Genomic DNA, 24,308 nt, shown 5'->3' with positions numbered 1-24,308 from the left:
CTCTTTTTGCGACTCAGCAAACTACCCCACCGGGTTCTACCATAGTCCGTTCACCTTCCTGCCGTCTGGCGTCGATCCAGCCAATCGACTACAGATAGCTATGTCGTCGCATGAGAGTCTCGCCTACGCAACCATTCCAAATCGTTTATTCCCTGCTGGACCATGAGTTTCTGGGTTATCTCATCGAAGCCTTCGTGGTGCAGCGGAATAGCAAGGGAGAGTTAACCCTGCAGAACCAGACGCTCTCGACACAAAATGTAGGCGAGTTTGCGCAGGGACTCGACGAGCGGGATTTCGAACTGGTTAAACTGATCGACAGTATCCAGCAGGACACCATCGTTAAGAAATTTAACACCCGTAAGCTGCCCGCCGTCGATTTTTTCCTGAAGATTTACGACCCCCAGAAAGGCGACAAGCTGGTTCAGGAAGCAATATGCCAGTACCTGGAGAATCTGAAAGCCCAGATCATGGCCCTGATGCCCGGCAAGCCGTTCTATATCATGGGCAATGATGGCAACCCGGCCTGGTCGGTCATTGAGTGGATGCCCGAACCCGCCCGAGTCAACTTCCACTTCGACCGCAACGCCGAATCGACACATTATTTCCCGATTATCCGCTACCCTACCGGCCAAGTATCCGAAACCGGCCGCCCCCTGACCGACCGTGTGGAATTTCAGTTCAAAGATGCACTCATGATCTGCGACGAGCCGGCCTACATGATGGTAGGTAACCGGCTGTACCATTTCGGCAAAAACGTGGATGGGAAAAAGCTGCGGCCGTTCTTCACGAAAAACCATATCGTTATTCCCCGCAACATCGAGCAACAGTACTACGAGCGGTTTGTTACCCAGCTCATTGCCGGCTACGACGTATATGCTAAAGGGTTCGAAATCAGATCCGAGGTGCTGGAGCCAAAACCCGTCCTGACCGTATCAGAAACGGTGACCAGCGGTCGGCCCATACTGGCCGATGGCTCGGTCGATACCGACGAGGAAGCCAGCCACCGCATCACCTTCGATTTGTCGTTTCAGTACGGCGACTTCATGTTCCGGTTCGACAGTTTCGGGCCGTCGGCCAACGTCAGCCTGGAAAAACAGGGCGACGACTATATCTTCCATAAAATTCGGCGGGATCAGCGGCTGGAGCGGCAAAAGCTGAGCTTCCTGCGCGAAACCGGCCTCGACCTGCGGCACGGTCGGCTGGCCCTGCCCAAAACCGAGGCCTTTAGCTGGCTAACCGAAACCAACGTGCGGCTCCAGGAAGCCGGCTTCCAGCTCCGCCAGCACGAACACGACGCCAAACGGTATTTTCTGGGTTATTCGAGCATCGACGTGTCGATCCGCGAAGGCCGCGACTGGTTCGATATCTACGCCAACGTGCGCTTCGGCGAGTTCGAAATTCCATTCCTGAAGCTGAGAACCCTGATTCTGAACAAGAAACGGGAGTTCAGCCTGCCTAACGGCGAGGTGGCGGTGATTCCGGAGGCCTGGTTTACCAAATACTCGGAGCTGTTCGGGTTTCTCGAACATCGCATCGATCAGGATACAGACCAGCTGGTTTTGCAGAAACACCACCTGGCGCTGGTGCAGGAACTGGAACGCGACAACCTGGCCAGCACCGTGATGAGCCGTAAACTCGAGCGCCTGCGCGACTTCGCCGAAATTGAATCGTTTCCGCTGCCGAAGCAGTTCAAGGGGATATTGCGCCCCTACCAGCAGGCCGGTTATGACTGGATGAATTTCCTGCGCCAGTACCGGTTTGGGGGTTGCCTGGCCGACGACATGGGGCTCGGAAAAACCGTTATGACGCTGGCTATGCTACAGGGTCAGAAAGAGATCGCGCTGGCTGAAGCCGGCGTTTCGGCATCACCCGACGAGAAACAGGCCGCCCTCGCAGCCGCCCGGCCCAGCCTGCTGGTGATGCCCACGTCGTTGCTGTACAACTGGGAACTGGAAGCCCGCAAATTCACTCCCGATCTCCGGGTCATGATCTATACCGGCACCTACCGCGACAAGAACACGGCCCAGTTCGACAGTTACGACCTGATCCTGACCTCGTACGGTATCGTCCGGATCGACATCGACCTGCTGAGCCAGTATCAATTCAACTACGTGATTCTGGACGAGTCGCAGGCGATCAAAAACCCGTCGTCGCACATTACCCGGGCGGTGATGCAGCTGAACACCAAACATCGGCTCATCCTGACCGGTACTCCGCTGGAAAACAGCACTATGGATCTCTGGTCGCAGATGTCGTTCATCAACCCGGGCCTGCTGGGCAGCCAGTCGTTCTTCAGAAATGAGTTTCAGGTACCCATCGAGAAACGGCACGACGAAGCGAAGACGGGGCGGCTCTACGGCCTCATCAAGCCGTTCATGCTTCGGCGCAACAAGGCTCAGGTAGCTACTGACCTGCCCGAAAAGGTAGAGAGTGTGCTGTTCTCGGACATGACCCCCGATCAGGAGAAACAGTACGAAGAAGCCAAGTCGTACTACCGGAACCTGATTCTGGAGCGCATCGAAGAAGACGGCATGGCCCGGTCGCAGATGATCGTTTTGCAGGGCCTGACCAAGCTCCGCCAGATTGCCAACCACCCGCGCATGGTCGATGCCGACTACGAAGGTGATTCGGGTAAGCTGGACGACATGCTGATGCGGCTCGAAACGGCCATCGGCGAACACCATAAAGTACTCGTCTTCAGCCAATTCATCAAACACCTGAGCGTTGTTCGCCAATACCTGAAAGAAAAGAACATCAAATACGCCTACCTCGACGGATCGACTACCGATCGCCAGGGCCAGGTCGAGTTGTTCCAGACCGACGATTCGGTGCGGCTGTTCCTGATCTCGCTGAAAGCAGGTGGTTTGGGTCATAACCTGACCGCTGCCGACTATGTATTCATTCTGGACCCCTGGTGGAACCCCGCCATAGAAGCGCAGGCGGTTGACCGGGCCCACCGCATTGGCCAGCAGAAAACGGTATTCACGTATAAGTTTATCGCCAGGAATACCGTCGAGGAAAAAATTCTGGCGCTCCAGCGCTCCAAGCAGCAACTGGCAGGCAGCCTCATTACGACTGAAGAAAACTTCGTGAAATCGCTCACGAAAGAGGACATTATGGTCCTGCTGGAGTAAGACTTGGGTCAGGAACTGATTTTTTGGGACACTCGGTCTGTTTTCGAGTTATCTACCCGGAAATCATCATTCACTCTACTGACTCAACGATGAACACAAAAAGCATACTCGGCCTTATTCTCACCCTGGTCGGACTGGTTGGTCTGATCTACGGCGGCATCGACTTCACTAAAGGGGGCGTAGCGCAGGCTTCGTTCGTTTACCTGATTCTGGGCGGTATCTTTTTCTTCGCCGGCATTAGCCTGATTCGTAATACGAAAGGCTAAAAAAGGTCATTTCCCCCTCAGCGACTGACCATCCGCTGAGGGGGAAATGACCTTTTTCGTGCGAGTGCTTCTAATTGCTACCCAGGTTGTAATAGACACCCAGACCCAGCAGCAGCGCTTTGCTCGTACCGCCCTCACCGAAAATAAGGTGCAGACCGGCATCAAAATTAACACCCAGCGCTGAGGTGATCGCGTACTGTACGCCCGCCTTGGGAGCGATACCAAAATTGGTCACGTTGTCCGAATCAGTCCCACCGACACCGGCATTGGTCGTCAGGTCTAATTTATAAGCAGAGCGGTACATACCCGCTTCCAGCCCTGCGTAGGGACGCAGCGGGTAAGCCGCTTCGCTAAAGAAATACTCCGCCTGGCCCGTAACCTGGAGTATATTAAAGTTAGCTGTGGCCGTCGCCGTAATTCCTCCTCCGCTGCCACTGGCCGATTCACGCCGGGTAAAATACCGCGCGTTTAGCCCAACGGCCAGATTCTGGTTCAGGAAATAGCGCCCGGTAGCTCCGCCCCCCCATAATCCATCGGAAAACGAAGAGCCTGATTCGACGGGGGCCAGGTAGTTTCCGGTTAGGTTCAGCTGAATTTGCGCCTGCGCCCGGCCTGGTACCAGCCAGCATCCCAGCAGCAGGACCAGCACAGCTACTATGCGTACATACTTTTTCATAACTGTAGTTAATAGATTGAGCCGCGAATCTAGGCTTTATCACATATTATCTACAGAACAGATACATTAAATTTATTCATATGTCGGCAAGGAGAACGCATGAATAAATTTAACACAGCGGATGTCTGCGGGTTCGTGCTGGCTTTACTGTTTATTACTTTTTAATACGGTCAACACCATTGACCGGCCTGGCGGCACAGTCGGGGTGATACAGTTGGGTTGGTTACGCTCAGCGGAGGTAGACGCCCATTCGGGTGTCATCACTCAGGACCACATCGACGTGGTCGGTCAGGGTGGTGCTGAGTTCGTAGCCTTTGTAGTCGGCAGAGACGGGGTAGCGGGGGTAGTTGCGGTCGACCAGCACCGCTACCTGCAGCTTGCGGATCGGTACCGACAAGAAAGGCTGTAGACTGAATGCCAGCGTTCGGCCGGTATACAACACGTCATCGACCACGATTACCACTTTATCGGTAAAGTCGGTAACCGATCCGCTGGCTTCGACGGGCGGCTGGGCGGGCTGGGTTTTGTCGAGCCGAAGCTGTAGCAGTTCTACCGAAAAAGGGGCAATTCGCTGTAACTCCTGCGCCAGGGCCTGGGCCAGCACGTAGCCCTCGCCCGAAACGCCGGCCAGCAGCAGAGCCGGCTCTTCAAAATTGGTTTCGTATATCTGGAAAGCAATCCGCCGGATTTTCTGACGAATCTGCTCAGGAGTAAGAATCAGCGTTGGCTGGATGGTATTCATGCGCAGGTAAAACCATTTACGCTGTAAAGATGAGAAAAGTCGGTCACGGAACGAAATTACAGGCCCTTGGGGCCTTTCCCTTTCGTGTGCCCTATTCTCCCTTTCCACCTAACAATCCGTATCTTTGCGCTTTCTCACGAAAGTGCCATGATTGTTAAGACAAAAAAATACGCATTAGACCAAAAGACGTACATCAACATTGCCCTGCGGCAGTGGCTGAAGGAGAACTGGAAATGGGCCTTTGTACCGCTGGGACTGATCCTGCTGAACGTGGTTCTGAACATCACCGGAGCGTATCCTAACTACTGGATTTACATCGTCATTGTGCTCCTGACGATCCTGTACGTGCTGTTCTGGGCCGTACAGATTACAGGCATTGCCCAGATGGAACAGAGCAAAGCCCTGTTTCAGAAATACGTCTACGAAATCGATAGCCGCCAGATCCTGATGCGCATCAACGCCAAAGAAGGGGGCCTGCTAAAATGGAATCAGATCGACAGCGTTATCAAGGACAAAGACGCCTACATCCTCTTTCTGGATAATACCGAAGCCATGAAAAATGTGAAGGCGACCTGGATTGCCCGCGTGGTTACGAAAGGTCTTTCCAAAGCCCAGTTCCTGTATCTGCCGTTCAGCATTTTCAACAGCGATAACGACCTTCGTTTTACGGATGCCCTGCTCCGGCGCAAAGGCCTGCTGCCCGACAGTCCGGCGCTTCCGGCCGAAACCACCAAGTAGTGGTCTGGCCCTGGTCGTCTCACACTCATCTGGCCTTATTGGCACACAACCCGTATGCTCCGATTTCTTAGTCTGCTGATTATCCTACCAGGCCTTGTACTGGCGCAGAAACCCGTTACTCTCGACGACATCTGGGGGCGCAGCCAGGGTGTCTTCAACCAGCGTTCGGTATCGGGCGTAAACTGGATGAAAACGGGTGGTTTCTACACTACCCTCGACGGCGGTCGCATCGATCGGTTCAGCATCACAACGGGCAGCGCCGTAGAGACCCTCTTCGATGAGCGCAAAAACACCGTAACCGGCACCGGCAAAGCCGTTCACGTCGACAGCTACCAGCTCTCGGCCGATGAGCGCAAGCTTCTGCTGACAACCAACGAAGAGCCGATCTACCGCCGGTCCAGCAAGGCCGACTTTTACGTCTACGACCTGACGACCAACCAGCTGAAACCACTCAGCCAGGCCGGCAAGCAGCAATACGCTACATTCTCACCCGATGGGAAACGGGTGGCTTTTGTTCGGGATAACGACCTCTTTGTAGTCGATCTGCAGTCGGGGAAAGAAACCCGGCTCACAACGGATGGCAAACGTAACGCCATTATCAACGGGGGCGCCGACTGGGTCTACGAAGAAGAGTTCAGCATGGCCCGCGCCTTCGAGTGGTCGCCCGACAGTCGGCGCCTGGCCTGGATTCGGTTCGACGAAAGCCGGGTTCCGGAATATAACATGCAGCTCTGGGGGGAATTATACCCCACCGATTACCGCTTCAAATACCCCAAAGCCGGCGAAGCCAACTCCGTTGTAACGGTCTGGATAGCCGACGTAACGACGACGAAGAAAATACAGGCGCAGACCGGCACCAATACCGACATTTACCTGCCTCGAATTCAGTGGACCAAAGACCCGGCGCTGCTGTCGATCCGCCGGCTCAACCGGTTACAGAACCAGCTCGACCTGCTGCACGTGAATGCAGCCAGCGGGGCGGCCACTACGGTGCTGACCGAGTCGAGCCCTACGTATGTGGACCTGGAGTTTACCGACGATCTGACGTACCTGGCCGATGGCAAATCGTTTGTCTGGAGCAGCGAACGCAGCGGCTACAAGCACCTCTACCTGTACAGTATGGCGGGTAAACTGATCCGGCCCATTACCGGCGACGGTACGTTCGAAGCGTTTAGTATCGTAGGAATCGACGAGAAAAAACAGCTCGTGTATTACCTCTCTACCGAAGACTCGCCCCTGGAACGCCACCTCTACCGAATCGGGCTGGACGGCCAGAACAAGCAGCGGCTTACCACCCAGCCCGGTACCCACCGGGCCGACTTCAGTCCCGACTTTTCGTACTATCTGCTGTATCATGCCTCCGCTTCGGCTCCAACAACGGTCAGTCTCCGCAACACCCAGTCGACCACCGATCTGCGGGTGCTGGAGTCGAACAGCGCGCTCAAAACCAGGCTGGCCGGCTACCGGATCAGCCCGAAGCGATTCTTCCGGACCAAAGCCGCCGACGGGTCGACCGACCTCAATGGCTGGATGATTCGCCCGGCCGACTTCGACTCGACCAAAAAATACCCGGTGCTGATGTTCGTCTATGGCGGGCCTGGCTCGCAGACGGTGAAAAACGACTGGGACGCCCGCGACTTCTTCTGGTACCAGACGCTGGCGCAGAAAGGGTACGTCATTGTATCGGTCGATAATCGGGGGACGGGCGCGCGCGGAGCGGCTTTCCGTACGGTTACCTACGCCCAGCTGGGCAAGCTCGAAACCGAAGACCAGATGGCAACGGCCCGGTATCTGAAAACCCTGCCTTACGTTGACCCGGCCCGGGTTGGCATCTGGGGCTGGAGCTACGGCGGCTACATGACATCCCTCTGCATGACGCTGGGTGCCGACGTGTTCAAGACCGGCATTGCTGTTGCGCCCGTTACCAACTGGCGGTTTTACGACTCGATCTATACGGAGCGCTACCTCAAACGCCCGCAGGAAAACGCCAGTGGCTACGACGATAACTCGCCAGTTACCCACGCGGCCAAGCTACGCGGCCCATTCCTGCTCGTACACGGCACCGGCGACGACAACGTTCATTTCCAGAATTCCGTTGCGTTCGAGAACGCGCTGGTAGCGGCCAACAAGCAGTTCCAGTCGTTCTACTACCCCAACCGGAACCACGGCATCTACGGCGGCAACACCCGCCTGCACCTGTACACGATGATGACCGATTTTCTGGAGAAAAACCTGTAGTCCTTACGAAGAGGCAGATCTGATTTCGGTGAGTTTCCGATGTCGGTTTTTTAATTGAACGATGCTTTCCTGCTCACCAAAGGCCAGGTAACCCCGTTCGCTTCCGTATTTAATCTCACTGGTGATAAAATTATCGATCAGCAGAAAGCTACGCTTCGGAAAGTCGGGCGCCAGTCTCAATAAATCCTCCTCATAGATGAGTTTGTGGGTAATCTTTTTCGTGTTACTCAGCCCGCTCAAAATTTGGTTGTACAGTAATCGCTTCTCGTTTCGGGGGTCTTCAAATTCGACTTTGTTGACAATAAAGTAACGCTTAATAGTAGCCCGCTTAGCAGCAAATTTGTTTACTTTGATAAATTCATCATAGTTTTGCCCGCCCCAGAAATTCAGAAAATAGTTATTAATATCATAGGTAACGGCTATTATTTCCTTACACTGATTGTTCTTGAAAAGATGTCTTATGTACTGAATACGCTGAAATTCATTGTTGACCGTTAGCGGGTGATGTGGGGTTATGGTACCGATCCCATCAATCTGTTGCCGTGCTTCATCTATAATGTTTTCTTGTAAACTTTCCAGGTATTGATTCGATTTAATCTTCCCTTCGTTTTTCTTGAGCGTATCAAATAATTCGTTCAGCCTGGTTCTGGCTATCTCCTGAAGCTCAATTCGGGTAAGCCGCTGCCCAATATACCGCAGCGTAGTTGCGATGAAGACAACTAGTCCCAGAATGACAGGAGCATAGTATTTCTGGAAAATAGCGGGTAAGGTGTTTTCAACAAACGACATAACCGCAGAGTCCAAAACAACTACCATTATGGCCACTGCAGCTACCGAAATACTAAGCAGGCTTCGCGAACTCATTTAGTTTTAACCTGTATGAGTGGATATAATCACCTAAAAACGAATGTAAAATACTGTTTTATCTGATTATAACTACCGAAAGCTTTTATGCCACTGTAAAAAAGCGCCTGTAATGGGCGCTTTTTTACAGTGGCATAGTCTGTTTCTTTTTCTACTTCGCCTGGTTGGTGAAATCGACCACCGTAACGTCGGCCAGCCAGGGGCCTACTACCGAGCCAAAAGCTTTGTGAGCCGGATGAGGCAGGTAGGTATCGCGGTCTTTTTCATTATCGAACGTCAGGATGAAAGCATGGGTCAGGCCTTTATCGAGTTTTTCGGGGCTGTTATTGGTTCCCCACTGGAAACCTTTGATTTCTTTAATCTTCGACGGCAGCGCTTCAAAAGCGGCTACAATCTCGGCCACTTTCTCGGGGGTGGTTTCGGGCTTGAACTTAAAGAGCACAATGTGCTGCAGGGCTTTGGCTTTCATAGGTTTGCGGGGCGGCTCGGTACCGGCGTAGGTAGTGAGCGTCAGGACCGTTAATAGACTGACGAGTAGGTATTTCATAGGGATATAGGGTTTACGGGTTAAAAATCGTGCCACGGCTGGGCGACGCATCGCTTTGCACCGTGGCACGGGGGTATAGCGTTACTAATAAAGGGTGGTATTAAGCCAGGCCCCGTTTTGCTTTCAGGTTTTCGTCCAGCGCTTCGAGGAAGTCTTCTGTATTGAGGTAGTGCTCACCCGCTACCAGCTTGGTACCAGCCGGATAAGCCGACAACGCCAGATCTTTGGTCATCTTGCCGCTTTCTACCGTTTCAACGCAGACTGCTTCGAGCGCCGTAGCGAAATCGATCAGCTCCTGGTTGCCATCCAGCTGCCCCCGGAACGCCAGACCACGCGTCCAGGCGTAGATCGAGGCAATGGGGTTGGTACTGGTTTTATTGCCTTTCTGGTACTCGCGGTAGTGGCGGGTAACGGTACCGTGGGCTGCTTCCGCTTCCATGGTTTTACCATCGGGCGTAACCAGTACCGAGGTCATCAGACCCAGCGAGCCAAAGCCCTGGGCTACCGTATCTGACTGTACGTCGCCGTCGTAGTTTTTGCAGGCCCATACGAAATTACCTTCCCACTTCAGCGCCGACGCCACCATATCGTCGATCAGGCGGTGTTCGTAATGAACGCCTTTGGTTTTGAATTCGGCTTCGTAAATTTCCTGGAAGATGTCCTTGAAACGACCGTCGTATTTCTTCAGGATCGTATTCTTGGTCGAAAGGTACAGCGGCCATCCCTTCTGCAGGGCCATGTTGAAACAGGCCTTGGCAAAACCGCGAATCGACTCATCGACGTTGTACATACCCATGGCCACACCCGGACCTTTGAAGTTGAAAACTTCGTACTCCTGTACGGTTCCGTCTTCGCCTTCAAACTTCATGGTCAGCTTTCCTTTGCCCGGCACCAGGAAATCCGTAGCGCGGTACTGATCGCCGAACGCATGGCGTCCTACGATGATCGGTGCGGTCCAGTTGGTTACCAGACGTGGCACGTTGCTCATCACAATCGGCTCGCGGAATACCGTTCCATCCAGGATATTCCGGATAGTCCCGTTGGGCGATTTCCACATCTGTTTCAGGTTAAATTCTTTTACGCGGTCTTCATCCGGCGTAATGGTGGCACACTTGATACCAACACCGTATTCTTTGATTGCATTAGCGGCATCGATGGTTACCTGGTCGTTCGTCTCGTCGCGATATTCAATACCGAGGTCGTAGTATTTGATGTCAACGTCAACGTAGGGCAGAATCAGCTTGTCTTTGATGAACTTCCAGATGATGCGGGTCATTTCGTCGCCATCCAGTTCGACAACCGGATTTGCTACCTTAATTTTTTCCATGCGAGTTGTTTATAATTAATTGGGAACGAAGCAAAATTTGGGAGCAAAAGTAGTGAATAAGGGGCAAGGCGGAAAATAGAAACGAGCCTGAGGACCCTCCGTACGGTTTATCGGTACCGTCGGCATCAATGCCGGGACAATCGTCGGCATGAATGCCGACGCGATTCATAAATCGCCGGTAGAGCGATCCGGCACGAGTATTACCCGTTATCATCGATTGAATTAGCGCCGTAACCTACCCCTACGACCAATAAATAGCCCCGGTATTCATACCGGGGCCATATACCCCGTTTCATCGGCATGAATGCCGACGCTAGTCATGAATAGCCGACAGAACGATCCGGCCCGGGTTTACCCATTCGTACAGGTTATACCATCGCCATCCCCTAACCCCACCGACCAATGAATAGCCCTTGCATTTATACTGGGCATTAATCGTCGGCTGTAAATCCCCATTGCCGCAATAAGCCGTCATACTCCTCCGTATAAGATCGTCCCTCATGATGCGCTTCCTGGTTGCGGATATAATCCCGAGTTTTATTAAGCGTTGATTCACACACGGAAACAGCAAAGTACTCTGTCTGCCAGGCGAAGTAGGCCGGGACATAGCGTTTTTCCTTCAGCCACCTTGAGGACTCCCCTTTTAGGATATGTACCACTTCTGCAATAGACTGAGTTGACCTGAGCGATATGAGCACGTGCACATGATCCGTATAACCATTAATGAAATCGATGTAAATGTTGTGTTCATGAGCGTGATCGCGTATATGCGAGAACACGATCTGACGTAGCGTAGGTGTTTGAAAGAAAGGCTCTCTGTTCTTCGTGCTCCAGACAGCATGTACCCATATTCTAACATAGCTCATAATCACGGCAGGTTACTTTCAGGCATTAATACATACTCTGTAAATATATGAATACAAACCTTCGCTGGTATACCGTTTCGTCGGCATCAATGCCGACGCGATTCATGAATCGCCGGTAGAGCGATCCGGCACGAGTATTACCCATTCTCGTTGGCTACACCATCGCCATCCCCCTACCTCGTCGGCCGATGAATAGCCCCGGCTTTTATGCCGGGGTATCCTATACGCCATATCGTTTCGTCGGCATGAATGCCGACGCGATTCATAAATCGCCCACAGAACGATCCGGCACAATACTCACTCCTCCTAATTGACGGTTTACACCATCCCCCTACTCGCCGACCAATGAATAGCCCCGGCATTTATGCCGGGGTATCGTATCCCAATCCCATATTCAACCCAACCTCAATAGACCTGGTACTCAGACCTGTCAATCTATAAACCCGCCAAGAATAATGACAACAGACCGCCCACCGAGCCGCCGTAACTTGTATATTGTCGGAAACAACCTTATCCATGAAACGAACCATCTACCTCATCCTCAGTGTACTATTGCCATTACTGGCAACCGGACAGCGGAAAGTCAAGCAACCTGCCGGGATCGACCGCGACCCACTCGCCAAAATCAAAGCCGAAGCCGTAGCCGCCGTCGACGCCCGAAAAGACCAGGCTCAGCAGATCAACGACATGCTGTTCAGCTTCTCGGAACTGGGCTTCCAGGAACAGGAAACCTTCACCTATCTGACAACCTTGCTCGAGAAGGAAGGCTTCACCATCCAGAAAAACATTTCGGGTATGCCAACGGCCTGGATCGCCACCTGGGGCAGTGGTAAACCCGTCATCGCGATCGGCTCCGACGTCGACTGTATTCCCAAAGCCAGCCAGAAACCCGGCGTGGCCTACAAAGACCCGATCGTCGATGGGGCTCCCGGCCACGGTGAAGGCCATAACTCCGGACAGGCCCTGAACATCGTAGCCGCTCTGGCCGTGAAACAGCTGATGGAACGCGACAAAATTCCCGGCACGCTCATGCTCTGGCCCGGCGTCGCCGAAGAACTTGTAGGGGCTAAAGCGTTTTACATCCGCGACGGCTATTTTAAGAATGTAGACGCCTGTATCTTCACCCACGTAGGCGACAACCTGACCACCTCCTACGGCGATGCCGGGAACAACGGACTAGTGTCGGTGAAATTCAATTTTGAAGGGTCGGCGGCCCACGCAGCCGGAGCGCCCTGGCGGGGGAAAAGTGCGCTTGACGCCGTAGAGCTGATGAACATCGGCTGGAACTACCGGCGCGAACACCTCGAACTAACTCAGCGGTCGCATTACGTCATCTCCGACGGGGGCGACCAGCCGAACGTTGTCCCCTCCAAAGCGGCTGTCTGGTACTACTTCCGCGAACGGAGCTACCCCAAGATCAAAAAGCTGTTCGAAGCCGGCATTAAAACTGCCGAAGGAGCCGCCCTGATGACCGATACCAAGTTTACCTACGAAATACTGGGATCGGCCTGGCCCGGCCATTTCAACAAGCCCATTGCCGAAGCCATGTACAATAACATCCGGAAAGTAGGGCTGCCCACCTGGTCGCCCGAAGATCAGCTGCTGGCCCGGGCCACCCAGAAAGAACTCCAGGCCCGCAAAACCGGCGGCCTGGCCATGAAACTCGACAGCATCGGACTGCCCGCCGGTACGGCGCCCACCATGATCATGGGCGGCCAAACGTTCGTGCCCCTCACCGGCGGCTCCGACGATATTGCGGATATCTCGTGGTCACTGCCTACCATCGTTCTGCGCTACCCCAGCAACATTCCCGACCTGCCCGGCCACCACTGGAGCAATGCCATCTCCATGGCCACGCCTATCGCGCACAAAGGCATTGTGGCCGGTGCCAAAGCCGAAGCCATGACCCTGCTCGATCTGCTGCTAAAACCCGAAATCATCAAAGAAGCCTGGGCGTATTATACTAACGAACAAACCAAAGAGCAGAAGTACACGCCCCTGATTTCGCCGAAGGAGTTTCCGGCCGTCTACCTCAACCAGAAAATCATGGCCGATTTTAAGCCGAAACTGAAACCATACTACTACGACCCAACCCGTTACAAAACCTATCTCGAACAGCTGGGCATCAAATACCCAACCCTGCGTGACGACCAGCGGGCCGACCTCGAAAAAATAAAAGATAATAAAGAGCCGACGGGCAAGTAAGCCCGCCAGCCTTCCACAAAAAAGCCCCGGTCAGGGGCTTTTCTGTGGATAACGATAAATAGGCTCCGGGTTATCTATTGCTTGTTGCGATGCGCTTTGGTTACCTCCCGGACGTTGTCCATTAAGCGTTTCCAGCAACGGCTGATGGTGCTTTTACCTTCGTCCTGCCGCGCTTTTTTGCTGTCGACCGTGGCCTCGGTTTTAGTCGTTGCGGCTGAGTTGCGAGCCAGAACGGGTGCTTTTGGCTGACGACTCAGGCTTTTGGCGGGTGCGCTCACGTCGGCCGTAGTCGCAACTGGCGGCTGTACAGTTGTCGCGCCCGCGGTTACAGTCATTGATGGGCAGGCGATTAAAAGGCTAACGAGCCATAGACCCGCTACCTTGTTTAGTCCGATTTCTCTCATGAAGGTAAATGCACTCATTAATGCTGGCTATCGCGGGATTGATTCATGTTCGTATGAACCACAATTACAAACATAACGACGTTTAGTATTATTTATGCAGTGAATAGGAATAAATAGTTACCCGGGATACAGTGGCCACAAATCGGTACGGATCAGCCGACCGCACTATAGCACCCCGCCGGAAACTGTTATCTTTGTGTCACTGTTTTTAAAGGACTATGTTCGAGAATCTTCAGGATAAGCTCAATAAGGCTATTAAGACCCTCAAAGGGCAGGGCCGCATTACCGAAATTAACGTTGCCGCTACCATTAAGGAAGTGCGCCGGGCACTGACAGATGCCGACGTAAACTATAAAGTAGCGAAGGACATTACCGACCGCATCCGCGACAAAGCCCTCGACCGCAAGGTGCTGATCTCGGTAGAGCCGGGTCAGCTGTTTGTCAAGATCGTGCAGGAAGAACTGACCGAACTGATGGGGGGCGAAGCCCAGAACATCAACGTTAAGGGCGATCCGGCGGTTGTTCTGATTGCGGGTCTGCAGGGTTCGGGAAAGACAACGTTCTCGGGCAAGCTGGCTGCGTACCTCAAAAAACAGGGCCGTAACGTTCTGCTGGTGGCCGCTGATATCTACCGGCCTGCCGCTATCGACCAGCTTAAGGTACTGGGCGAGCAGGTCGGCGTGGAGGTTTACAGCGAACCCGATAATAAAAATGCCGTTCAGATTGCTCAGAACGCCATCAGCCAGGCACGCCGGACCGGCAAGAAAGTAGTCATCGTTGATACAGCCGGTCGTCTGGCCGTCGATGAAGCGATGATGCAGGAAATCGAAGCCGTAAAACGGGCCATATCCCCCTCCGAAACCCTGTTCGTCGTCGACTCCATGACGGGTCAGGATGCCGTCAATACCGCCCGCACGTTCAACGAACGGCTCAACTTCGACGGGGTCGTACTGACCAAGCTCGATGGTGACGCCCGCGGTGGAGCGGCCCTGTCGATCAAGACCGTTGTCAACAAACCCATTAAGTTCATCAGCACGGGCGAGAAAATGGAAGCGCTCGACGTGTTCTACCCCGATCGGATGGCAAGCCGGATTCTGGGTATGGGCGATGTAATTTCGCTGGTTGAACGGGCGCAGCAGGCGTTTGACGAAGACGAAGCCAAACGCATCAACGCTAAGATGCGGAAGAACCAGTTCGACTTCGACGATTTCCTGAGCCAGCTTCAGCAAATCAAGAAGATGGGTAACGTGAAAGATCTGCTCGGCATGATTCCCGGTATGGGCAAGATGATCAAAGACCTCGATATTGATAACGACTCGTTCAAGCCCATCGAAGCCATTATCAGTTCCATGACCCCCCTGGAGCGTCAACGCCCCGATATGATTGACGGCAGCCGCCGGAAACGCATTGCCAAAGGATCGGGTACCGACATCACGCAGGTCAATAACCTGATGAAACAGTTTGAGGAGATGCGGAAGATGATGAAAAAGATGAATACCATGCAGTCGTCAGGAAAACTCAATAAACTGATGCGCTAGCACCCTATAGTAACCCATTGGTCAGCAAGCCGAATAATCGCCAGGAGCGGTTGTTCGGCTTGTTGGCGTTAAGGGCCTACCCAAACTTATTTCCTGCCCGACCAGGCATCGCATCCCGCTTCCTGGTGCCGTTTCTTTATTAAACGGTATGCCAATGAATAACAAGCTATTAGCCTAAATAACATCAATAATATGCTGAATTATGCAAAAAATGTTAATTTTTAATTTATCATATATTGATTTCGTAAATAAAAAGTTTCTATATTTCTGACGAGGCCTCAACCCAAATTCAATAACCTTCATCTTAACTTACACATGGTACACGTATCTAAACGTGCCCTGCTGGGCGCATGCTTATCCTTTTTACTGGCCAGTTGCCAGCTTACCGAACCCGATGCTGCTTTATCTGACCAACAGGTACCTGACAACCTGGTTCGCTACGAACAGCCCGGCAAATCGGCACGGGCTGCCGGTGACCGACAGAAATACATCATCACGCTGAAAGAAGACGCGGATATCGCGAATCTGTTACCCCCCGAAGGCGGGGCCTACGACGGTCGACTGAACCGGATGCGGGGCCTGATCGAGCAGGTGATCGGCTCATCGATGGGCCAGCGGGCCGAGCAGGTCTATGTGTCCAGTCTGAAAGGATTCACCGTTACCCTGTCGCAGCAGGAAGCGGCCTGGGTCGAGAAATTGCCGGTAGTGGCTTCGGTAGAGCCCGACCAGGTATTTCAGCTGAAGCTGCCGGGCGGAAGCGTTTCAGCGCAGGCGCAGGAAACCCCCTGGGGTATCACCCGCGTGGGCGGATTTGTGAACTATACGGGTACGGCCGTAGCCTGGGTAATCGACACCGGTATCGATATGGACCACCCCGATCTGAATGTGAGCCAGACCCGCGGTCGTAACTTCATCAACACCAGCGCCAGCCCCGACGACGATAACGGCCACGGTTCGCACGTTGCCGGTACCATTGCGGCCAAAAACAATGGTCTGGGTGTGGTTGGCGTAGCGGCAGGGGCTACGGTTATTCCCATAAAAGTGCTGGCCGGCAACGGCAGCGGCTCCAACTCGGGCGTTATTGCGGGCGTCGATTTTGTGGCTAGCAACGGCCGGGCCGGCGACGTAGCCAACATGAGCCTGGGTGGCGGGCTGTCGACTGCCCTCGACAACGCGGTAAAAAGCGCAGCCGCCAAAGGCATCAAGTTCGCGCTGGCTGCAGGCAACGAAGCCCAGAACGCCAACAACTCATCGCCGGGTCGGGTAAACGGTACCAACATTATTACAGTATCGGCTTTCGACGCCAACAACCGGTTTGCCAGCTTCTCGAACTACGGCAACCCACCGATCGATATTTCGGCGCCGGGCGTGAGTATCAAATCGACGTATAAGAATGGTGGTTACGCCACGCTGAGCGGTACCTCGATGGCCACCCCCCACGTGGCCGGTATTCTGCTGGCCAACGGCGGCACGCTTCGCTACAACGGCACCGTAACAGGCGACCCCGACGGCACCCCCGACAAGCGCGCTTATCGGTAACAAAGGATTTTGGTAGATAGAAATCTAGTCAGACACGGCCCGGCTTATAGCTGGGTCGTGTTTTTTTTACGGGCGCTCCGGCCGGACCAGACAGTTGTTTTCGTTGTTCAGCCGCTTGTTTCTGCCGGGAAAAGTGTTGTTTTGCGGCTATGAAACACGCATTTACTGCGCTGCTCCTCAGCGTTGCCGCTTCGGCTTTTGGTCAGGCTTCCGTAGCCTATTATCCGTTCAATAACGTCGTTAGCGTTAGTACCAATGCCGATCGGGCCCTCTGGCTCGATGCGCGCGTACAGACCAACACCGTATTTGGGTCGCTTAGCACTACGTTCTGCCCGATGGTCAACGTGAGTCGCCAGCCCCAGGTAAACGTATATACCGGTCTGGGCGTCCGGTTCAACTTCCTCAACGGACTCGACGACCGTCAGGCGCTGGAAGGGTACTCGCTGCACGTAGGCGTCCGGGTACGGGTACCGTTTGTACCGAATCTGCGGGCTGCTTTCGAGCTGGCTCCCTACGCCCGCCAGGACTTCAAAACCGGTAACCTGCAATCCATGCTGGGGCTGGCCTATCAGTTCAAGAAAAAAGTAAAAGCCGAATAACGCAGAAATGGGGTCGGCAGAACGGGCTGTTGCCTGCTCTACCGACCCCATTTCCCGTTTATAATCGCCCTATTTGGGCTGATTGTACGTAAAGGTACCGTGGGCGAGCTTATCGGCCCGGTCAAATAACTTCAGCGCCTTCTGGTACGTATCGTCGGCCTCGCCAATGACTTTAAAGAACTCGTTGTTCTGGCCGCCTTTGTTGTTCTTCTGGTAGACATACCGCGCCACTAAGGCTTTTATCTGCGTCCGGATATAGGGCTTGGAGCGGTTATATTCTTTCTCGTTGAACTTGATCCCTGCCGACGTAGCATCTTTCACGAACCGGCCCATCTCCTCGTCGTTGATAGAAACTGTTTTGTCGAAGTCAGCAAATGGCAGTTTCTCCAGTTTCTTCCGGTTCGCGTTGGCGTACTCGACGGCAAACTCACGGATGATGTTTTTGCCATACAGCTGCACCAGATAGGGCGTCTGCCAGCTCGAATCGCGCGGAATAAAGTAATCCGGCGTAATACCGCCACCGCCGTATACCACCCGCCCGCCGTCGGTTTTAAACTTCAGCTTCGGGTCGTTCTTGATCGAGTCGGCAATGTAGTACTCGCCCCGTTTCGAGCGGAGTTCCAGCTCTTTTTCATAATCCCCTTCCTGACCCGGCACGTAAGGCTTCTGAATGCTCCGGCCGCTGGGGGTATAATACCGCGAGATCGTGAGTCGCAACTCCGATCCGTCAGACAGCTGCACTGGCATCTGCACCAGTCCTTTACCAAATGACCGCCGACCAACGATCAGTGCCCGGTCGTGATCCTGCAACGCGCCCGCCACAATCTCCGACGCCGACGCACTGCCCTCATCGACCAGTACGATCAAAGGCCCGTCCTCAAACTGACCCGCAATCCGGGCGTAGGTCTGCCGGTCGTAGCGGTTGTCTTTACCATCGGTGTAAACCAGCAATTTGTTACCGGCAATAAACTCATCGGCAATGCTGGTAGCCCGGTCCATATACCCCCCCGGATTGTTGCGCAGGTCGAGCAATAACTGGCTCATGCCTTCGGCCCGGAGAGCCGCCAGCGCCGACTTGAACTCATCGTAGGTCGTTTCGGAAAAACGATTTACCTTGATGTAACCGGTTTTACCGTCAACCATGTACGCAGCATCGACCGAGTAGGTCGGGATGCGGTCGCGGGTAATGGTAAACACCTTGGGTTTTTCATCGCCCTTGCGCAGGATGGTGAGCCGAACGTCGGTGCCGCGTTTGCCACGCAGGGCCTTGAAGACGGCACTGTTCTCGATTTTACCACCCGCCAGGGCCTGATCGTCGACTTTAATGATCTTATCCCCGCTCAGAATACCAGCCGTTTCCGAAGGGCCACCCGCCAGGGGCGTCACCACGTATACCGTATCCTTGTAGATATTGAATTCGATCCCGATGCCGTCGAACCCGCCTTCCAGCTGCGACCGGGCCGCAATAGCGTCCTGCGGGTTCATATAAGCCGTATGTGGGTCGAGCTTCTGCAGCATCTTTTCTATCGAAAAATCGACCAGTTCGTCGGTATTGACCGAATCGACGTAGTTGTTCTCGATCAGCTGCAAGATTTCGCGGTATTTGGTATACCCCCGCCCAATGGTATTCAGGCTCTTGGTGCCGCCGAAAAACGTGGCTCCAATCAGCATACCACCTGCCAGCGTAATGCCCAGCAACATGGGCAACCGAACAGTTGCTTTGTCATTATGAATCGGCGAACGGGGGCCTTTCTGCCCCGCCGATTCGTTGGTCGTTTCGTGTCCTGCCTCCATTCGTTTTAACCCGCTAACTCTGATGTCGTAGTATAGGCATAACGTTGGGAGTATAGCGAAATGTTTGCCAGAAATGCCTATACGGGAAAAAATTGCTAACCGTCTGAACCCCAAGGTCGCTTTTTGCTCTGACAGGCCTATTTTGGGCTATGACGAGTACCTGTTATTGCTGACCGGTCATTAAAGTAAACTAAATATTTCTAACATTTTTTAGCGGGTACTTGACGGATTTACGGAAACGAAGTCTAACTACTTGATTGACATACTTACCAACCGTCTGGTCAATCTTGAGTGCTCAGATTGGTTATTCATGATTTATGGCCGAATTTCACATTCACTCTCATGTACTTTACTTCGATGTCGCTCGTTTATCTGGCTTATTTTGGCTTTCTGAGCTTTCTGGCGCTGACGGTCCTGTATGTTCTGCTGTTTGCCGTAGCGGGTCGGCTGGGCAAAGCCGATGACAGCGGCCCACTCCCTCAAACGCCCCGGCTGCGCCGGATCGGCGTCCTGATCCCTGCCTATAAGGAAGATGCGGTTATTATTGACTCGGTAAAGGCCAACCTCCGCCAGCAGTACCCCGCCGAGCTGTTCGACCTGATTATCATTGCCGACTCCATGCAGCCGGCTACCCTGGCCGGGCTGGCCGATCTGCCCATTCGGGTTATGGAGGTGTCCTTTGAGGTATCGACGGTGGCCAAAGCGCTCAACGCGGCCCTTGCCCGGATTCCTGACGGTCAGTACGATATCATGGTGGTGGCCGACGCCGACAATATCATGGCACCCGACTTTCTGGTCCGGATCAACGCGGCTTTCGAGCAGGGCTGGCGAGCCGTACAGGGCCACCGGGTAGCCAAAAATACCAATACCGGGGTGGCGCTGCTCGACGCCATCAGCGAAGAGATCAACAACCATATTTTCCGGAAAGGTACCCGGTCGCTGGGCCTGTCGTCGCCGGTGATCGGGTCGGGCATGGCCTTCGATTTGCGGCTCATGAAGGCCTGCATGACCAACCTCCGGACCATGGGCGGCTACGATAAGGAACTGGAGATAAATGTTGAACTGAATGGTTACATCATTGGCTATCTGGAGCAGGCCTACATATACGATGAAAAAGTAGCCCAGCGAGCCATCTTCGAGAACCAGCGCACCCGCTGGATTGCGGCCCAGTTTCAGTTTCTGCGCCTGTATTACAAGAAAGGCCTGGCTGAATTATGGAAGGGTCGCCCCACACCCGCCCTGAGTATGCTTCGGCAGGTTGTTTTACCGCGTGTGCTTCTGCTGGGCGTGTTGGGACTCTGTACGCTCCTGGCCCTGCTGACGTTCAACCCGGCCTTGTGGGCCGCTCCGATGGCCCTGCTGATCACCCTCTGTTTCAGCCTGTTTATCTCGATACCAGCCTATCTGCGTCAGCGCGTCACCCTGCGCGAACTAATGCTGATTCCGATGCTGATGCTGAGCTTCGGGCGGGCTGTCCTGAACATGCGAAAGGCCTTCAAACGGTTTATGCATACCCCCCATACGGGCTCACCAGACGTGCATGTACCCTGAAAAAGAAGGGAAAAAAGTATATTAACTATATAGAGTGACAGAATCGAAGACAGCTAGTCCAAACAATAGTCCTGACCCCGCAACCGGGTGGATTGCCGGTAACAGCCTCTCAGCCAGTAACCACCGAACAATAAAATTAGACGATTCATAAGCAACAAAACAGTAACTTGGATACCCGCTGATTCAGTCGTTGAGAAACTGACGCTGTCAGCGTAGCCAAAAACCTTTATTCTGAATGAACATCTGCTTTCGTAGGCAACCATTGCGTACTGTATACCGAATTAGCTTGCTTGTTGTTGTCGGACTATTGTGGACGTTGACGGCTGGGTTCGGGCAGAGCCGGGGCGGGCGGGGACTGGTATCGTTCGGGCGCTCATCGGGGCTGGCCAGTGATACGCTCTACCTCGACGTGAACCAGGACATTGCCGTACAGCTCCTGCCCTTCGATGAGCTGGTAAAGATTGCCGTTGCCTATTCGCCCGCGATCAAATACCAGAATGAGGTATCCAGCGTCCTGAAAGCGTCTCAGGGCGTTGCGCGCACCCAGATCCTGCAGAACGTTTCGGGCTTTGGCAACTACTCGGGCGGCAACCAGGTTCTCATCGCCAGCGGCTCACCTGATCTAAATACGAATCCTATCGGACAAATTGCCAACGGGTATCGGGCGGGGGTCGAACTTCGGGTCTCGCTGTTCGACGTCTTCGGACGGAAACACCTCATCCGGCAGGCCGACGCTAATTACAAGGCCTCCCTGGTTCAGAAAGACATTGCCGAGCTGGAGCTGAAGCAGCAGCTGATCAGCATTTACCAGGACATGATCACGGCCCAGCAGATTCTGAAAACCCGACTCATCGACGAGCAGGCATCACTGGCCGCGCTCCGGGTAGCCGAGGCCGAGTTGCAGAAAGGCAAAATAACCACCGGTCAGCTGGCCAGTGCCACAACGGCCTACGTACAGGCAAAAGCCACTACCGAGCAAGTCAAAGGCGATTTTCTGAAAAGTGTACACTTGTTCGAAGCCTTGATGGGAACCCCCATCCAGCGGCTGAAACGATACTAATGAGCGGGTATGAATATTAGTGTTTTTCTTCGTTTACTGAAGCAACATCTGCCTTTGTTCGTTCTGATTCCCTGTATCACGGCCGGAACCGCCTGGTACGCCACCCGGAACGAACCCAAAGTCTACAAGTCAGAAGCTACGCTCTATACGGGCCTGGCCTCGGGCTATTCGCTGTTATCGGACAAGCAGGCTGCGTATGGCGACCGCTCAGCCAGTGCTTTCGACAACCTGCTCACTACCCTTTATTCGAAGGAGACCATGCTCCAGGTCGGCATTCACCTGCTGGCCGACCACCTGCGTCTGCAACAGCCCGACAGTCTGATCCTGGGAGCCGGTGGCTTTCAGCAACTACAACAGGCCGTACCGCCCAGTCTGCGCTACCAGCTCCCCCTCGAAGGCGACCCGGCCCTGCTGATTACGGCCCTCGACAGCCTGTCGAAAGCGCAGATGGCTAACCCCATCAAAGAGCTACTGCTGACTTCCAATTCGTACTACTCGCTGCGGCACCTGACCGAAACCCTGAAAGCAACCGCCCGCAAAGCAACCAACGACATCCTGCTGATGGAGTATGAGTCTGACGATCCGGCCGTTGCCCAGCGCACCCTTCGCTACGCCATCGACATGCTGAACGAGCGGTATTCGCTCTTCAAAACCTCCGAAACCAACTCGGTCGTTGGCTATTATGAAGGTAAACTGGCCAAAGCCAAGCAAAACCTCGACGAAGCCGAAGGACGGCTGCGCGCCTTCAATATTCAGCACAAGGTGCTTGACTTCGACTCTGAGTCGAAAAACGTGTCGGCGTCCAAAGAGCTGCTGAGTACCGAATATAACCAGGAGCTGATGCGCCGGGATGCGGCCAAAGCCGCCATCGACGCCCTCGACCGCCGGATGGGTCAGCAGGGAAGCGTTCGGTCGGCCAACTCCGACCTGAGCCTTAAACAGAAAAAACTGGCCGACGCCGAGAACCAGCTGGCCAACGCCCGCGCCTACAACCAGCCCCGGCATATCATTACCCGGCTCCAGGCCGCCGTTACCCAGGCCAGCGAAGAGCTCAAACTGAGCGCCCAGAAGTACGATGCCGCAGCCAGTGCTCCCGACGCCCTGCCCGCCCAGAGCATGGCCAACGACCGGATGACCAAGATTCTGGAGTATGAAGAATCGAACGCCCGCCTGCGGACTTACAAGAAACGCATGGACGAGTACCAGGCGAAACTTAACGAGTACAGCCCACTCGGCACCCAGCTCCGGCAGCTCCAGCGCGAACTGGCCGTAGCCGAAAAAGAATACCTCGACCTGCTACAGAACGTCGATCAGTCCCGCATGCGCCGGCAGGATGTTAAAATTGGTGGTACGCTCGAAGTCCTCGACGCCCCTTATTTCCCGCTTGTGCCCCAGGCCGCCAAGCGCTGGCAGCTCGTTGCCATTGGTTTTGGGGTGGGGCTGTTCCTGGCGCTGGTGCTGACGGCGCTGCGCTTCTGGCTCGACAAAAAAATTCACTCGCCCGATCAGGCCGAGCAGATGGTCGGTATGCCCGTTACAGCTGTGTTCCCGACGGTAAGCAAGCCGAATGTGTACTCGAAGGTGACCTGGGCCAGCCGCAGCATGTTTGAACGGTTGTTCAACGCCATTCACATCGAGATAACCCAGGCCACGTCATCGCCCTATCCACCCATTATTACCCTGTTCAGTATCCGCCCGAAGCAGGGGAAATCGTGGGTCGCCAACGGGCTGGCTCAACTGTATAACGACGCCGACCAGCAGGTGGCCTACTGCTACCCCCGCCAGAAAGGCAACGAACAGCGCGAGGTGCGGAACGGCATTACGTTCCTGCCCTATACCATCCGGCCCGACTTCATGAACGTAACGGACATCAGCTACCTGCTCGACGCCAGTCAGGATTTCGACGCCACCCGCTACGACCGGATTCTGCTGGAACTGCCGTCGCTGATCGACCATCAAATTCCGGTATTCCTGCTGAAACGGAGCGCCCTGTCGCTGCTCGTCATCGACGCCAACACGGCCTGGACCCGCGCCGAAAAACAACTGCTCAGCCTCTACGCCCGTGTCACCAACCAGCCCATGCTGCTGATACTGAACCGGGTGGGTGGCAACTACATGGACGTGCCGGGGCGTGACGACGCCAAGCTGGCTCCCATTCAGTCTGAGAACTCACTGTACACCCAGCGGAATATGACGTAGACGACGCTACCCGGTGCAGCA

General features: G+C 54.2%; 19 protein-coding genes. 11 read left to right on the top strand and 8 right to left on the bottom strand.

The window, feature by feature from the left end; genetic code table 11:
- The first annotated feature begins 110 nt into the window (after positions 1–110).
- Positions 111–3,134, top strand: a complete 3,024-nt coding sequence (locus FBR45_RS01465) for a DEAD/DEAH box helicase (protein ID WP_138498682.1) — start codon at positions 111–113, stop codon at positions 3,132–3,134.
- Between the two features lie 89 nt (positions 3,135–3,223).
- Entirely contained in the window at positions 3,224–3,400 is a 177-nt protein-coding gene (locus FBR45_RS26285; protein ID WP_171044810.1) for a hypothetical protein, read from the top strand.
- A gap of 70 nt (positions 3,401–3,470) precedes the next feature.
- On the opposite strand, the gene FBR45_RS01460 is transcribed toward FBR45_RS26285, so the two are convergent.
- Complete coding sequence (locus FBR45_RS01460) at positions 3,471–4,076, bottom strand: OmpW family outer membrane protein (RefSeq protein ID WP_138498680.1); 606 nt, start codon at positions 4,074–4,076, stop codon at positions 3,471–3,473.
- Positions 4,077–4,305: 229 nt separating this feature from the next.
- Positions 4,306–4,818, bottom strand: a complete 513-nt coding sequence (locus FBR45_RS01455) for a phosphoribosyltransferase family protein (protein WP_138498678.1) — start codon at positions 4,816–4,818, stop codon at positions 4,306–4,308.
- 147 nt (positions 4,819–4,965) lie between these two features.
- Here FBR45_RS01455 and FBR45_RS01450 point away from each other — a divergent pair, with 147 nt between their 5' ends.
- Both FBR45_RS01450 and FBR45_RS01445 read left to right on the top strand, forming a co-directional pair.
- Entirely contained in the window at positions 4,966–5,556 is a 591-nt protein-coding gene (locus tag FBR45_RS01450) for a YcxB family protein (RefSeq protein ID WP_077923498.1), read from the top strand.
- 54 nt (positions 5,557–5,610) lie between these two features.
- Positions 5,611–7,794: a S9 family peptidase gene (locus FBR45_RS01445; RefSeq protein ID WP_138498676.1), complete on the top strand. Its 2,184-nt coding sequence runs from the start codon at positions 5,611–5,613 to the stop codon at positions 7,792–7,794.
- Between the two features lie 3 nt (positions 7,795–7,797).
- Here FBR45_RS01445 and FBR45_RS01440 read toward each other — a convergent pair whose 3' ends face one another.
- From FBR45_RS01440 to tnpA, 4 genes are all read right to left on the bottom strand, one after another.
- The gene (locus tag FBR45_RS01440; protein WP_138498674.1) at positions 7,798–8,658 is read right to left on the bottom strand and encodes a hypothetical protein; all 861 of its coding nucleotides are present in this window, start codon (positions 8,656–8,658) and stop codon (positions 7,798–7,800) included.
- Positions 8,659–8,809: 151 nt separating this feature from the next.
- Entirely contained in the window at positions 8,810–9,205 is a 396-nt protein-coding gene (locus FBR45_RS01435) for a Dabb family protein (protein WP_138498672.1), read from the bottom strand.
- A gap of 100 nt (positions 9,206–9,305) precedes the next feature.
- Positions 9,306–10,532 carry an NADP-dependent isocitrate dehydrogenase gene (locus FBR45_RS01430; protein WP_138498670.1) on the bottom strand — a complete coding sequence of 409 codons (1,227 nt, stop codon included), beginning with the start codon at positions 10,530–10,532 and terminating at the stop codon, positions 9,306–9,308.
- Between the two features lie 431 nt (positions 10,533–10,963).
- Positions 10,964–11,398, bottom strand: coding sequence for an IS200/IS605 family transposase (gene tnpA / locus FBR45_RS01425; RefSeq protein WP_138498668.1), 435 nt, complete (start codon positions 11,396–11,398; stop codon positions 10,964–10,966).
- Between the two features lie 516 nt (positions 11,399–11,914).
- On the opposite strand from tnpA, the gene FBR45_RS01420 reads away from it, so the two are divergent.
- A complete protein-coding gene (locus FBR45_RS01420) occupies positions 11,915–13,603 on the top strand; it encodes a peptidase dimerization domain-containing protein (RefSeq protein WP_138498666.1) in 1,689 nt (562 codons plus the stop codon).
- Positions 13,604–13,677: 74 nt separating this feature from the next.
- Here the strand turns inward: FBR45_RS01420 and FBR45_RS01415 are convergent, their stop codons facing one another.
- Positions 13,678–13,938 carry a hypothetical protein gene (locus FBR45_RS01415; protein ID WP_138498664.1) on the bottom strand — a complete coding sequence of 87 codons (261 nt, stop codon included), beginning with the start codon at positions 13,936–13,938 and terminating at the stop codon, positions 13,678–13,680.
- Between the two features lie 287 nt (positions 13,939–14,225).
- On the opposite strand from FBR45_RS01415, the gene ffh reads away from it, so the two are divergent.
- The 3 genes from ffh to FBR45_RS01400 all read left to right on the top strand — a co-directional run bounded on the left by ffh (position 14,226) and on the right by FBR45_RS01400 (position 17,683).
- Positions 14,226–15,545 carry a signal recognition particle protein gene (gene ffh / locus FBR45_RS01410; protein WP_138498662.1) on the top strand — a complete coding sequence of 440 codons (1,320 nt, stop codon included), beginning with the start codon at positions 14,226–14,228 and terminating at the stop codon, positions 15,543–15,545.
- A gap of 315 nt (positions 15,546–15,860) precedes the next feature.
- Positions 15,861–17,084 (top strand): S8 family peptidase, encoded by a 1,224-nt coding sequence (locus FBR45_RS01405; RefSeq protein ID WP_138498648.1) that lies wholly within the window; start codon positions 15,861–15,863, stop codon positions 17,082–17,084.
- A gap of 149 nt (positions 17,085–17,233) precedes the next feature.
- Entirely contained in the window at positions 17,234–17,683 is a 450-nt protein-coding gene (locus FBR45_RS01400; RefSeq protein ID WP_077923488.1) for a hypothetical protein, read from the top strand.
- A gap of 69 nt (positions 17,684–17,752) precedes the next feature.
- On the opposite strand, the gene FBR45_RS01395 is transcribed toward FBR45_RS01400, so the two are convergent.
- Positions 17,753–19,477, bottom strand: coding sequence for a S41 family peptidase (locus FBR45_RS01395; RefSeq protein WP_138498646.1), 1,725 nt, complete (start codon positions 19,475–19,477; stop codon positions 17,753–17,755).
- A gap of 342 nt (positions 19,478–19,819) precedes the next feature.
- Between FBR45_RS01395 and FBR45_RS01390 the strand changes: the two genes are divergently transcribed.
- From FBR45_RS01390 to FBR45_RS01380, 3 genes are all read left to right on the top strand, one after another.
- On the top strand, positions 19,820–21,028 hold the full coding sequence (locus FBR45_RS01390; protein WP_246082075.1) for a glycosyltransferase: 1,209 nt from the start codon (positions 19,820–19,822) through the stop codon (positions 21,026–21,028).
- A gap of 286 nt (positions 21,029–21,314) precedes the next feature.
- Positions 21,315–22,088, top strand: a complete 774-nt coding sequence (locus FBR45_RS01385) for a TolC family protein (RefSeq protein ID WP_246082074.1) — start codon at positions 21,315–21,317, stop codon at positions 22,086–22,088.
- Between the two features lie 9 nt (positions 22,089–22,097).
- On the top strand, positions 22,098–24,287 hold the full coding sequence (locus FBR45_RS01380; RefSeq protein ID WP_138498642.1) for a GumC family protein: 2,190 nt from the start codon (positions 22,098–22,100) through the stop codon (positions 24,285–24,287).
- The last annotated feature ends 21 nt before the right edge of the window (positions 24,288–24,308 follow it).

Origin of the sequence: Spirosoma lacussanchae, assembly GCF_005870035.1 — a bacterium.
In the GTDB taxonomy this organism is placed as follows: domain Bacteria; phylum Bacteroidota; class Bacteroidia; order Cytophagales; family Spirosomataceae; genus Spirosoma; species Spirosoma lacussanchae.
This window is presented reverse-complemented; position numbering and strand designations above follow the sequence as displayed.